This window comes from Achromobacter sp. EB05, assembly GCF_044232075.1.
Classification (GTDB): Bacteria; Pseudomonadota; Gammaproteobacteria; order Burkholderiales; family Burkholderiaceae_B; genus Achromobacter; species Achromobacter dolens.
This window is the reverse complement of sequence record NZ_CP155917.1, coordinates 6108723-6121448: the sequence shown is the minus strand read 5'-3', so window position 1 is coordinate 6121448 and position 12726 is coordinate 6108723. Positions and strand designations below refer to the sequence as shown.

Annotated in this window: 13 protein-coding genes; 9 read left to right on the top strand and 4 right to left on the bottom strand. The window is 60.9% G+C overall.

Annotated features, from left to right (window positions below; all coding sequences use genetic code 11):
* Positions 1-53: 53 nt before the first annotated feature.
* The 9 genes from AAID08_RS27945 to AAID08_RS27905 all read left to right on the top strand — a co-directional run bounded on the left by AAID08_RS27945 (position 54) and on the right by AAID08_RS27905 (position 8991).
* Positions 54-1337 (top strand): putative Na+/H+ antiporter, encoded by a 1284-nt coding sequence (locus tag AAID08_RS27945; protein WP_054500271.1) that lies wholly within the window; start codon positions 54-56, stop codon positions 1335-1337.
* 244 nt (positions 1338-1581) lie between these two features.
* Entirely contained in the window at positions 1582-1899 is a 318-nt protein-coding gene (locus tag AAID08_RS27940; protein ID WP_054500272.1) for an FmdB family zinc ribbon protein, read from the top strand.
* Between the two features lie 17 nt (positions 1900-1916).
* Positions 1917-2579 (top strand): DUF502 domain-containing protein, encoded by a 663-nt coding sequence (locus AAID08_RS27935; RefSeq protein ID WP_054500273.1) that lies wholly within the window; start codon positions 1917-1919, stop codon positions 2577-2579.
* 40 nt (positions 2580-2619) lie between these two features.
* Positions 2620-4407, top strand: a complete 1788-nt coding sequence (gene aspS / locus AAID08_RS27930) for an aspartate--tRNA ligase (protein ID WP_049077151.1) — start codon at positions 2620-2622, stop codon at positions 4405-4407.
* Between the two features lie 358 nt (positions 4408-4765).
* Positions 4766-5632: an endonuclease/exonuclease/phosphatase family protein gene (locus tag AAID08_RS27925; RefSeq protein ID WP_054500274.1), complete on the top strand. Its 867-nt coding sequence runs from the start codon at positions 4766-4768 to the stop codon at positions 5630-5632.
* Positions 5629-6840 carry a cardiolipin synthase ClsB gene (gene clsB, locus AAID08_RS27920; protein ID WP_054500275.1) on the top strand — a complete coding sequence of 404 codons (1212 nt, stop codon included), beginning with the start codon at positions 5629-5631 and terminating at the stop codon, positions 6838-6840. The genes AAID08_RS27925 and clsB overlap by 4 nt, the downstream gene beginning before the upstream one ends.
* 165 nt (positions 6841-7005) lie before the next feature.
* A complete protein-coding gene (locus AAID08_RS27915) occupies positions 7006-7656 on the top strand; it encodes a WbqC family protein (protein ID WP_395757187.1) in 651 nt (216 codons plus the stop codon).
* A gap of 50 nt (positions 7657-7706) precedes the next feature.
* Entirely contained in the window at positions 7707-8327 is a 621-nt protein-coding gene (locus AAID08_RS27910; RefSeq protein WP_395757186.1) for a class I SAM-dependent methyltransferase, read from the top strand.
* Position 8328: 1 nt separating this feature from the next.
* Positions 8329-8991 (top strand): acetyltransferase, encoded by a 663-nt coding sequence (locus tag AAID08_RS27905; protein WP_395757185.1) that lies wholly within the window; start codon positions 8329-8331, stop codon positions 8989-8991.
* A gap of 9 nt (positions 8992-9000) precedes the next feature.
* On the opposite strand, the gene AAID08_RS27900 is transcribed toward AAID08_RS27905, so the two are convergent.
* The 4 genes from AAID08_RS27900 to AAID08_RS27885 form a co-directional block, all read right to left on the bottom strand.
* A complete protein-coding gene (locus AAID08_RS27900; RefSeq protein ID WP_395757184.1) occupies positions 9001-9783 on the bottom strand; it encodes a class I SAM-dependent methyltransferase in 783 nt (260 codons plus the stop codon).
* Between the two features lie 136 nt (positions 9784-9919).
* Positions 9920-10864: a hypothetical protein gene (locus AAID08_RS27895; protein WP_395757183.1), complete on the bottom strand. Its 945-nt coding sequence runs from the start codon at positions 10862-10864 to the stop codon at positions 9920-9922.
* A gap of 26 nt (positions 10865-10890) precedes the next feature.
* The gene (locus tag AAID08_RS27890) at positions 10891-11874 is read right to left on the bottom strand and encodes a class I SAM-dependent methyltransferase (RefSeq protein WP_395757182.1); all 984 of its coding nucleotides are present in this window, start codon (positions 11872-11874) and stop codon (positions 10891-10893) included.
* Entirely contained in the window at positions 11871-12692 is an 822-nt protein-coding gene (locus tag AAID08_RS27885) for a phytanoyl-CoA dioxygenase family protein (RefSeq protein WP_395757181.1), read from the bottom strand. Before AAID08_RS27885 ends, AAID08_RS27890 begins: the two co-directional genes overlap by 4 nt.
* Between the last annotated feature and the right edge of the window lie 34 nt (positions 12693-12726).

Genomic DNA, 12726 nt, shown 5'->3' with positions numbered 1-12726 from the left:
CGATTCGGGGTCGCGTGCGCGCGGCCCGGGTCTTCATTCCGGAAGCGCTTTCGATGCCCCAGTCCATAGAAATCATCGCCACCGCCCTGTTCGTCGTGGCGGTGCTGCACACGTTTTCCGTTCCCATGTTTGCGCGCCTGGCCCATCGCGGCGGGCCGCATGCCGGTTTCTGGCACCTGCTGGCGGAAGTCGAGGCGGTGTTCGGCGTGTGGGCGTTCGCCCTGATCGTGGCGATGGCGGCGCTGTCGGGGCCGTCCGCGGCCATCGGCTACATGGACACCCGCAACTTCACCGAGCCGCTGTTCGTCTTCACCATCATGGTGGTGGCGGCCAGCCGGCCGATTCTGGAACTGGTGGGTCTGCTGGTGCGCGCCACGGCGCGCGTGCTGCCGCTGCAGCGCGAGCTGGCGACGTTCTTCGTGGTGATGTCGCTGGTGCCGCTGGGCGGCTCGTTCATCACCGAGCCGGCGGCCATGACGCTGGCGGCGATCCTGCTGCGCGATGCCTATTTCCGCACCAGCGGCCGCGCCGGCTTCAAGTACCTGACGCTGGGCGTGCTGTTCGTCAACGTGTCGATCGGCGGCGTGTTGACCTCCTACGCGGCGCCGCCGGTGCTGATGGTGGCCTCCACCTTCGGTTGGGATTCGACTTTCATGGCGCAGCATTTCGGCTGGCGCGCGGCGGTGGCGGTGTGCCTGAACGCGGGCCTCTTGACCTTCATCTGCCGCAAGGCGTTGCGGGAGCGTTCGGTGGGCACGGGCGGCGGGGTCGACGCCCCGGAGGGCAAGGACAACCGTCCGCCGGTGCCGGCGCTGGTGATGCTGATCCACCTGGTGTTCCTGGTGGCGGTGGTGCTGAGCGCGCACCACCCGGCAATCTTCCTCGGCTTGCTGATGATGTTCATCGGCTTTGCCGAGGCCTACAAGCGCCACCAGAACCGTCTGCTGATCAAGGAAGGGTTGATGGTGGGCTTTTTCCTGGCCGGCCTGGTGGTGCTGGGCGGCCTGCAGAAATGGTGGTTGCAGGACCTGTTGGGCGGGCTGGAGCCGTTCGTGCTGTTCTGGGGCGCGACCGCGCTGACGGCCATTACCGACAACGCCGCGCTGACCTACCTGGGGTCGCTGGTGGAAGGCACCAGCGAGGCCTGGCGCTATATGCTGGTGGCGGGCGCGGTGACGGGGGGCGGCCTGACGGTGATCGCCAATGCCCCGAATCCGGCCGGTTTCGCCATCCTGAAGAATCATTTCCCGGATGGCAGCATCTCGTCCGGACGGCTGTTTTTGTCGGCGCTGGGGCCGACGGGGGTGGCCGCCCTGATGTTCCTGTTGCCTGTCTGAGGGAGTGAGGCGAGCCCCACGGCGGCGCCCCCGGGCGCCCCGCCGTGGGGGCGCCGCCGGCCTTTCACGAAAAACCGCTAAAATTCAAGACTTTCCCGTATTTTTCCGGCCGTGCCCGGCCGTTGTCCGGTCCAAGCCAGTTCCGGCCCCGGGGCCTTCCGTTGGAAGACCCCTCGCGCCCCTGGTTTTGCACAGGTCCGGTCGACGATCATAGATATACCGGACCCGCGCCTGGGAGCCCTCGATGCCCATCTACGCCTACAAGTGCAGCGCCTGCGGCCATGCCAAAGACGTCCTGCAGAAGATTTCCGACGCGCCGCTTTCGGTTTGCCCCGAATGTGGCCAGAGCACGTTTTCCAAGCAAGTGACCGCGGCTGGCTTCCAGCTCAAGGGCTCGGGCTGGTACGTCACCGATTTCCGCGGCAACGGCAGCGGCGGCCAGCAGGCCACCGGCGCCAGCGCCCCGTCGGCGCCCGCTGAAAGCGCCGCGCCGGCCGCCAGCGCACCGGCGGCGCCGGCCGCTGCCCCCGCGCCCGCCGCGGGGCCGTCCACCGCCTCCTGAGTAACCGCGCGATGCGTATGCGCGTCATCAAAAAGTACTTCATCACCGGCCTGCTGATCTGGGTTCCCCTGGTCATCACGGTGTGGGTGCTGGGTCTGCTGGTCGCCACCCTCGAAGGGTTCGTGCCTGGCTTTCTGTCGTCCGAATCGCTGTTCGGCGTCGACATTCCCGGCTTCCGCTTCGTCCTGGTCATCGTGGTGGTGCTGCTGACGGGCATTTTCGCGGCCAACCTGATCGGCCGCACCATGGTGGACCAGTGGGAAAGCCTGCTGGGCCGCATCCCCCTGGTGCGCTCGATCTACAACTCGGTCAAGCAGGTCAGCGACACCGTGCTCGCCCCGAACGGCCAGGCGTTTCGCCGTGCGGTGCTGGTGCAGTATCCGCGCGCCGGTAGCTGGACCATCGCATTCGTCACCGGCACGCCCAGCGGCGAAGTGGCCGAGCGCCTGCCCGGCGACCACATCAGCGTGTACGTGCCGACCACGCCGAATCCCACGTCCGGCTTCTTCCTGATGGTGCCCCGTGCCGACACGGTGGACCTGCAGATGAGCGTGGACGCGGCCTTGAAGTACATCGTTTCCATGGGCGTCGTCGCCCCGGGTCCGGCCGTGCCGGGCGCCCGGCCGGCGCCGCTCTCTCCGACGCCGGACGCGCAGCGCGCGCCGGGCGTCGACCTGTAACCCTTTACGCTACTACCAAGCACACAACGGAGTTATCCCGATGCGTACCTGCTACACCGGCCAGGTTTGCCGCGACCATCTCGGCCAGACCGTCACCCTGTATGGCTGGGTGAACCGCCGCCGCGACCACGGCGGGGTCATCTTCATCGACTTGCGCGACCGCGCGGGCCTGGCGCAGATCGTGTTCGATCCGGATAACGCCGCCTTCGCCACCGCCGAGCGCCTGCGCAACGAGTTCTGCATCCGCGTCACCGGCCTGGTGCGCGAGCGTCCGGCGGGCACCGCCAACGCCGAGCTGGCCTCGGGCGAAATCGAAGTGCTGTGCAAGGAAGTCGAGATCCTGAACGCGTCGGTCACGCCGCCGTTCCAGTTGGACGACGACAACCTGTCGGAAACCACCCGACTGACGCACCGCGTGCTGGACCTGCGCCGCCCGCAGATGCAGCGCAACCTGATGCTGCGCTATCGCGTCTCGATCGAAACCCGCAAGTTCCTGGACCAGTTGGGCTTCATCGACATCGAAACCCCGATGCTGGCCAAGAGCACGCCCGAAGGCGCGCGCGACTACCTGGTGCCCTCGCGCGTCAACGCCGGCCACTTCTTCGCGCTGCCGCAGTCGCCGCAGTTGTTCAAGCAGATGCTGATGGTGTCGGGCTTTGACCGCTACTACCAGATCACCAAGTGCTTCCGCGACGAAGACCTGCGCGCCGACCGCCAGCCTGAATTCACCCAGATCGACTGCGAAACCTCGTTCCTGAACGAGCTCGAGATCCGCGAGATCTTCGAGAACATGATCCGCCACGTGTTCAAGGTGGTGCAGGGCGTCGACCTGGCCAACCCGTTCCCCATCATGACCTGGACCGAAGCGATGCGTCGCTACGGTTCGGACAAGCCCGACCTGCGCGTGCAGCTCGAATTCACCGACATGACCGACGTCATGCGCGACGTGGACTTCAAGGTGTTCGCCGCCGCCGCCACGGCGCCCGGCAGCCGTGTGGTCGCCTTGCGCGTGCCCGGCGGCGCCGAGATGTCGCGCAGCGAGATCGACGCCTACACCCAGTTCGTCGGCATCTACGGCGCCAAGGGCCTGGCCTACATCAAGGTCAACGAAGTGGCCAAGGGCCGCGACGGCCTGCAATCGCCCATCGTCAAGAACCTGCATGACGCTGCCCTGGCCGAACTGGTCAAGCGCACCGGCGCGCAGGACGGCGACATCATTTTCTTCGGCGCCGACCGCGAGAAGGTCGTCAACGACGCCATCGGCGCGCTGCGCGTGAAGATCGGCCACAGCGAATTCGGCAAGAAGACCGGCCTGTTCACCGCGGGCTGGATGCCGCTGTGGGTGGTCGACTTCCCGATGTTCGAATACGACGAGGAAGACGGCCGCTACACCGCCGCGCATCACCCCTTCACCAGCCCCAAGGACGGCCACGAGGACTTCCTCGAGACCGATCCCAGCAAGGCGTTCGCCAAGGCCTACGACATGGTCCTGAACGGCTGGGAAATCGGCGGCGGCTCGGTCCGTATCCACCGCGAGGAAGTGCAGAGCAAGGTGTTCCGCGCGCTCAAGATCGGCGCCGAGGAAGCCCGCGAGAAGTTCGGCTACCTGCTGGACGCGCTGCAGTACGGCGCGCCTCCGCACGGCGGCATCGCCTTCGGCCTGGACCGCATCGTCACGATGATGACCGGCGCCGAATCGATCCGCGACGTGATCGCTTTCCCGAAGACCCAGCGCGCCCAGGATCTGCTGACCCAGGCGCCGTCGGAAGTCGACGAGAAGCAACTGCGCGAGCTGCATATCCGCCTGCGCAACGCAGAGCCGAAGTAGGCCCACCCCCGAGCGCCTGCGGCGCTCCCTCTCAAGGGGGGCGCCGCGCGGGACCGGCGGAGCCGGATCCCGGCGGCCTGGCTAGGGATGGTGTCTCGGGTTTGTGGCGTTTTTCTGCTTGCCTTGTGTGTGCCCGGCTTGGGGGCGTCCCGGGTGCGGGGCTTCGCCTGAGCGGATGCGCCTCTGAGCCGCGCCGGGCCCGTTCGCTGCGTTTCAGGGTGTCTCCGAGGTGGGAAGGGTTCATGGAATTGGAGTAATCTGGCAAACGCCGCCTGGGTTGGCGGGTGCTTGCCGGGACTCTTTTTTTTGTGGGCCTCGGTTGGCGGTTTCACTGTCTTGAGAAGGCGCCATCTCCTCCATGTCGCTCATTCGTGTCGTCAGCTACAACATCCATAAAGGTCGCTCGGCGCTGGGTCGTCGCGACTCGTTGAACGAACTGCGCCTGGGCCTTTACGGCCTGCGCCCCGACCTGGTCTTCCTGCAGGAAGTGCAGGGCCGCAACGAGCAGAAATCGCTGCTCGACGCCCAGCACGAGTCGCTGGCCGCCGCGCTCAAGCTGGACGTGGCCTATGGCCGCAACGCGATCCGCAGCGCCACCGACCACGGCAACGCCCTGTTGTCGCGCTTTCCCATCCTCGATCACGAAAACCAGGACATCTCGGATCATCGCCTGGAACAACGCGGACTACTGCACGCGACCATCGAACTCGACGGCCGGGCGGTGCATTGCTTCGTGGTGCACCTGGGCCTGTTCGCCGGCAGCCGCAGCCGCCAGATCCTGGCGCTGACCGAGCGCATCCGACGAATGGTGCCCGATGGCGAGCCGATCCTGATCGCGGGCGATTTCAACGACTGGGGCGACCGGCTGGCGCCTCTGTTCGTGCAGCAGTTGGGCCTGTACGAGGTGTTTTCGCACGCCCCGCGCAGCCATGGCGGCGAATTGCCGCGCCTGCGCGATTCGGTCAGGCGCCTGGGCAATGCCCTGCGCGGCCTGCCCAACAGCGGCGTGTCCGTGCTGGAACGCACCAACCAACTGGGCATGGACGGCAGTTCCCCCCTGTTGCTGCCGCCGCCGCGCACCTTTCCCGCCGTGTTTCCCTGGTTCCGCCTGGACCGCATCTACCAGCGCGGCTTCGCCGTGCGCAGCGCGCGCGTGCTGCGTGGCCGCGAATGGGCGCGGCTGTCCGATCATTCCCCCTTGCTGGCCGAGCTGGAACTCCCGTGAAGGCCCAGGGGGTCAGGCTGGAGTGGACCGACGGCAACGACATCCGGCTGCTGCAGAACGGCGCCGACTTTTTCCCGGCGCTGTGCCAGGCTATCGACGCGGCGCAATCCAGCGTGCATCTGGAAACCTACATCTTCATGCTGGATCGCACCGGCCTGAAGGTGCTGGACTGTCTGATGGCGGCGGCCGCGCGCGGCGTCAAGGTGCGCGTGGTGCTCGACGGCTTCGGCGCGGCCGAGACCGCGGATACCCTGCGTGAGCGCTTGACCGGCGCGGGGGCGCAATGCCGCATCTTTCGTCCCGAGCCGCGCTGGTTCGCGAAGTTCATTCCCTCGCGCAGTCGCCTGCGGCGCCTGCACCGCAAGGTCACCATCGTCGATGGCAGCATTGCCTTCATCGGCGGCATCAACATCATCGACGACTACGACGATCTCGATCCCACCGATGGCATCTCGGCGCCGCGCTTCGATTTCGCGGTCCAGGTGCGCGGCCCGCTGGTAACCGAGGCGGCCTACGCGCAGGACCTGCTGTGGGTGCGCCTGAACTGGGCCCGCTTGCGGCGCCATCCGCGCGACTGGAGCCGCATGCGGCTGACCAAGCCCAGCCACGCGCCGGTGGCGCCCTGTGGCACCCTGCGCGCCGCGCTGGTGCTGCGGGACAACCTGCGCTTTCGCCAGACCTTCGAACGCGCCTATCTCTACGGCATTACCCAGGCGCGGCGCGACATCCTCATCGCCAACGCCTATTTCTTTCCCGGCCGCCAGTTCCGCCGCGCCCTGGCCAAGGCCGCCGCGCGCGGCGTGCGCGTGCGGCTGCTGCTGCAGGGCAAGGTCGAATACCGCATGCAGTACCACGCCACGCGCTCGCTGTATGACCAGTTGCTGCGCGATGGCATCGAGATCTATGAGTACATGCCGAGCTATCTGCATGCCAAGGTGGCGGTGATCGACAACGTCGCCACGGTCGGCTCGTCCAACCTGGATCCGTTCAGCCTGCTACTGGCGCGCGAGGCGAATGTGGTGGTCGATGACCAGCCGTTTGCCTGGGACCTGCAGGAGCGGCTGGAAGCGGCGATCCAGGAAGGCGGGCGCTTCATCCGTCCGCTGGAGTATCAACGGCGGGGATGGGTGCGGCGGTGGGTGGATGCGGCGTCTTATACGTTGCTGCGGATCGGGGTGGCGTTGACGGGGACGTCGGATAAGTATTGAGCCGGGTGGGACGTGGCAGCTTCAAACGCGGTGGTACAGTCTTGCCTCCATGCAATCGCGCGGTAAGCTGCGTTCATTCTGACGGTAGGTTTTTCCATGGCAAAAAGAGGAAAGAGAGTCGCCATAGTGCAGTCGAGCTATATTCCTTGGAAAGGATATTTCGAGATGATGCATTCTGTGGATGCATTCGTTTTCCTCGACGATGTGCAGTCCACACGCCGTGATTGGCGCACCCGCAATCGCATCAAGACCGCCAATGGCGATGCGTGGCTGACAATACCGGTGCATCACAGCCGCGATTTACGCATATGTGAAGTGGATGTCGCCGAGCAGGACTGGGCCGATAAGCATTGGAAGACACTACAGCTTGCCTACGCGCGGGCGCCATTCATGGGCGAGTTGAAGTCCTGGCTGGCGTGTCTATATAAGCGGGCCGGCCAGGAAACCAAATTATCTGCAATAAACCGGATATTCATTGAGGGAGTCAATGAGTACCTCGGTATCAACACTCCACTGCAGGCTTCCTATGATTTGTTGTCTTTCGAGCAATTGGATGCTTTAAGCCCCACGGACCGGTTGCTCGAACTGTGTTCCCGGCTGGAGGCGGACATTTATCTCTCCGGTCCAGCTGCCAAGTCTTATCTGGACACTACCTTGTTTAATAATAGGGGAATTGACGTCGAGTGGATGACGTATTTGAATTATCCTGAGTATCCGCAATTGCATGGTAATTTCAGGCATGATGTCACAATATTGGATCTTTTGCTGATGAAAGGGCCTGAGGCACGTGATTATTTCATGCAATGCATGCCTTAAAGAAATTGAATGCGACACGGTAGTTGGCGGACTAGGCAAGGAGAGGATTTATGAATGAAAATAATGAAATCCTGTTGAATGAGGTCGCTGATTACTACGCGACAAAATTGAAAGAGCATGGCGCAACTCCGCGTGGAGTAGATTGGAATGGGGAAGAGGGGCAGACTCTCAGGTTTGCTCAATTGGCGAGGCTTCTGCCTCGAGATTCGTTTTCTATTGCGGATATCGGTTGCGGATATGGCGCGTTGCTGCATTATCTGCGTAAGAGTTTTGAGAATTTTAAATATTTGGGTTGCGATATAAGCGCTGAAATGATAGCAGCAGCTAACGCGGAGGCACCCGCCAATGCTCGATTCACACTAGGAGCGCAACCGGATCAGATTTCAGATTATTGCGTTGCAAGCGGAATATTTAATGTAAAGCTCAATCGCTCCGATGCTGATTGGCGGGAGTACGTAGAGTCATGCGTCGACAGTCTGGCTGCGTCAAGTCGGCGAGGCTTCGCATTCAACTGTCTTACGTCATATGCAGACGAAGATAAGAAGCGCGGAAACTTATACTATGCGGACCCTTGCTATTGGTTCGATCGATGCAAGCGACTTTATTCGAAGGATGTCGCGTTATTGCACGATTATGGTCTGTACGAATTCACCATCATCGTGAGGAAATGACATGAAGCCAATCGTGATTTTCGGCACTGGAGATATCGCCGAGTTGGCTCATTTCTATTTTTCGGAAGATGCCCAGAGACAGGTCGTCGCGTTCACCGTGGATCGCGAGTACCTCGGAGATGGAAGGTTCTGTGGCCGGCCTGTCATCGCATTCGATGAGATCACGCGAGCCTACCCGCCTGATTCGTACGAGATGTTCATTGCTTTGAGCTATTCTGGTCTCAATCAACTGCGCAAGGCCAAGTTCCTGGCCGCACAAGGCCTTGGCTACACTCTGGCGAGCTACGTGAGCTCCCGTTGCACGTATCTTTCAAAGCAGCCACCCGGGCAGAACTGCTTCATCCTGGAGGACAATACGATCCAGCCGTTTGTAGTCATCGGCGACAACGTTACGCTATGGAGCGGCAACCACATTGGTCACCACTCCTCAGTTGGTTCGCATTGTTTTCTTGCGTCGCACGTGGTGGTCTCGGGAGGGGTCAATATCGGTGAACGCTGTTTCATTGGTGTGAATGCAACGCTACGCGATCACATTACCATTGGGGAAAACTGCGTGATCGGGGCCGCAGTGACATTGTTGGCCGACGCTGCTCCCGAAGGTGTTTATGCAGCCGCTACCGTTGAGCGGTCACGTGTGCCAAGTTCGCGCTTGAAGCGCATCTGACGTCGAGCCCTAATGACTTGTTTTTCGCGCGACCAGCAACCGTGAGCCACCCACGGGCAGCGAAAGTTTCGCCCTGACCAACGCAAGCTCTACCCGCAGCGTAGTTTCAAAAACCTTGTCTAACCACTTGGGCAGCCGTAGTTCCTTCTGGGGATCGAATTCGGCGGGGCTGCGTGCCTTGCGCCGCGCCGCCAGCATGGCAGGCAGCAGGAGCGAGACGAATGAGGTGCTACGGACAATCTCGAAGCCCGCCTGGGTGACTTTCTTGTGAAGCTCGTCGGCGGTGTAGCGCCGAACGTGGCATGCATACGCATCCGCCTCACTCCATAGCCAAGGGTGCTGCGGTACCGTGAGTATCAGCCCACCGCCGGGTACGAGTGCCCGGCGCATTTCAGTAAGTACTTGCTCGTCTTCGGGGATGTGCTCGAGGACGTCGTATGCGCCGATGACGTCAAATTCATCGGTGAACGGCATGTTGCGGGCGTCCATCTGCATGAAACGAGCGCCAGGTACGCGACGCTGAGCGAATTCAAGGCCAGCACAGAATATCTCGCTGCCGCAAAGTCTTGCCGCGGGAAATGCTTGGGCGACACCCGATAAGACGAAACCGGTGCCGCACCCAATTTCCATGTAACGAGTCATGTTCGGAAAATATGCGTTCAATGCATGCACGATGAACGCATTGCGGCCTCGGAACCAAAAATTATTCGCTTCGAGCTGAGCCAGTGTTTCGAAATATTCGGCCTTGAATCCACTGCCTTCATTCATGAAGTCAGGAGACCAGGCATCCATGCCGGACACCTGCAAGGGTGCGAAGCCACAATTAGGGCACGTTCGTAGCTCTGAATCGTATGGCTGTTTACAGCTTCGGCAGTCGATCATCGGGTTTCCATCAAATTCAGCTTATTGGACACGCATGGCGTTGGTGTCACGAATCATCGCGAATTGCGAGACCGAAACCAGATTTTCCATAGCCATTGCCACAGTAGAGCATGTAGGTCTGGCCTTTGTGCTGGAACACATAAGGATATTCAATCATTTCGTGATCCCAGCCGGTTGGAGACACTGTGATGCCAGCCGCATCCAGAGCCAGTTGCCACTTTTCTCCAGACTGGCTGGTGGCATAGCCGATGCGGTACTTCATGCCGATATCGTCCCGATAGGAGAACCACATCTCGTATCCATCACGGCGGTTGCCCAACACCGTCGGACGCGAGAATGCCTGTGCAACGCCGATTTCATAGGGCACGGAGACTCCGTTGCGAGTCCAGTGGCTACCATCATGCGAAGTGGCATAGTTCAACGTATGCAGCATGCCGCCAGTAGGAGTTTGCCAGGTCAGCGTAGAGCCATACCACATGTGGTACAGCCCGGATTCCCGCTGTACCCAGGGATAGGACAAGCTGATGGAGTCTTGCGAATCAAGCGGCATGAGCGGCGTTGCGCGATCCAGCTCCAGCGAATAGTCGGGGGCTACGCGCAAACGGCCGATTTCACCATACCAATGGCCTTCGGCAGGCATCCGCCAACCCATAAATAGCATGTACCGTTGACCGGCTACCTCATAACAGTTGCCGATGCTGACGCCGTGAGAATAGAAACTCCCATCCGGGCCGTGTGTGAATACGGGCTCATCTGAGGTTTGCAGTACCGACTGCTTGCAAATGTCGATATCGACGAAACCGACCGATGAACGATTTTCCGTATCGCGTCCGCTGAAATAAATCCGGAAGACGTCGTCTTCGAGGTGAACGGGGAGGGGGTTGGCGGCGTGGCTGACCAGTTTGGGATGCAAGGCTGGCGCGTCATAGATGCGGCCGAGCTTCTTCCATGGCATAGGGGCCCTGGCGGATGAGTCGTTGGTGTTGGGCATTTCTGATTGCACGATCCTGACCATTACTACCGAGTCGGAACTTCGGCGAGCTTGCGCTCCAGCCACTCATGTACGCTGATGCCTTCCCGGGCCGCGGCGTCAACTACCTTGCTACGTGTTGCCGGAGAAACCCCCTCCAACTGCCCGTAATAACGTGTGCGCGCGGTGCCGCCTCGACGTCCCTTGTGCGGTACGTCGATATTCATGGTGGGGCCTTGAGCCGAGACGGCGAAATCAATCATGTAAAAGCAATTGCCCAGTACCCAAGAGCAGTGCACATCCTGAATGTGGTGCGGGAGATGCTCCAACGGTAGCGGGCTGGCCCACAAGGGTATGTTGTTGATCGCAACCTTGGCGTACTCGGAGTTACGCAACCAAGGAGCGACGCCTTCATCGCCGAACGCGACCCTGCCTCCCACCCGAGTGACGCGTGCCATCTCCGCAATAGCCCCTGCCATGTCGCCAAATAGGTTGATGCCGCCGAAATGGAAAACTGCGTCAAATGTATCGGCGGAAAATGGCAGGGACAATGCATCGCCCACGGAGAATTCCGGGATCAGGATGTCGCACTGTTTCGCGAAATTTGCACTGGCGTGCAACACCATGGTCTTGGACAAGTCCTGCGCGTACAGACGGCCGGATGGACCAATGGCCCGGGCGATTGGAAGCAGGTCTTCACCTAGTCCACAGCCGGTAACCAGTACGGTGTCGCCGCGTTTGAGTTGCAGGCGGGAGATCAGTTGTTTGCGGAATTCTTCTTCATCCTGTTCGAAACTCGCAAACAGCCAGTCCAGGAAATTGCGATAGATTTCCCCCGCATGGGCAGAGTGGTACATCGCATGCACGCTTTCATTGACGGTGGCCTGGGGAGCTCCGGCTATGAAGTCGACTATGCTGCCCTCGATCAGGGGGTACGTGGCGCCTGACGCAGTGCGTAGGCCTTCGGGACTCTTGATGAGCGGTTCATGCGTGATGGGGCAGACATAGGTCATAGCAATATTCGCGATCAATAGGTTTCCTTGCTGCGGGTATCAAGGTACGCAGCCACGGTCTTTGGTGTTATGTATTGCATTCCAAGAAAGTCCCGGTCTTCAGGTGCAAGGGGAGCATCGCGTAGAGCCTCGACAGGATCGATTTGCTGACGGATCAAAGGAATGGTGTACAGGTGATTCACCGCTCGCCGCTTATCCATGCTCTGGTTGAATCCTCCGCGATGGAAGCACATGCAATCAAGCACGATGAATGAGCCTGCAGGCGCCTGCACCTGAACCGCGTTGCTATTCACGAAAGCTTCTGACGGGAACGCCTCGCGCTTGTGACTGGCCGGCAAGACATGCGTGGCACCGTTTTCCAGAGTGAAATCATCCACGCAGTAGAGGGCGTTAATGGCAATAGGGCGAGAGGATACGAAATGCTGATATGGCAGGTCGCGATGCCATGCCGCCTGATTGTATTGTTCCCCTGACGGATTGATGATGCCGTTCTGCTGGTTCAAGATGAATTTTCCCCGAATTAATCGGTGAACCGCATCCAGGATGATGGGGGTCTGAGCTAGCTTCAGGAACTCCGCTTCAATAGCCAGGGGCAGTCGAATGCCGTGGAATTCATCCAGCTGACGCAAGCGACCTTCACCGTGAATCGCTACATACCGGCTGTGAGTGGCGTCAAAGACACCACGGAACTTATCGATCTGCTCTTTGGAAAAACCAGGATTCAGCACGGCATAGCCAAGATGATCAATCTGCTCGACCGCAGACTGCACGGCATCAGCCGAAATGGCGCGCTCCAGAATGCCGTAGGACGGGGAGGGGTCTTGGGATGTATGCATAGCCGTCGGAAATGTGAGATCGACTGGAAGTGTG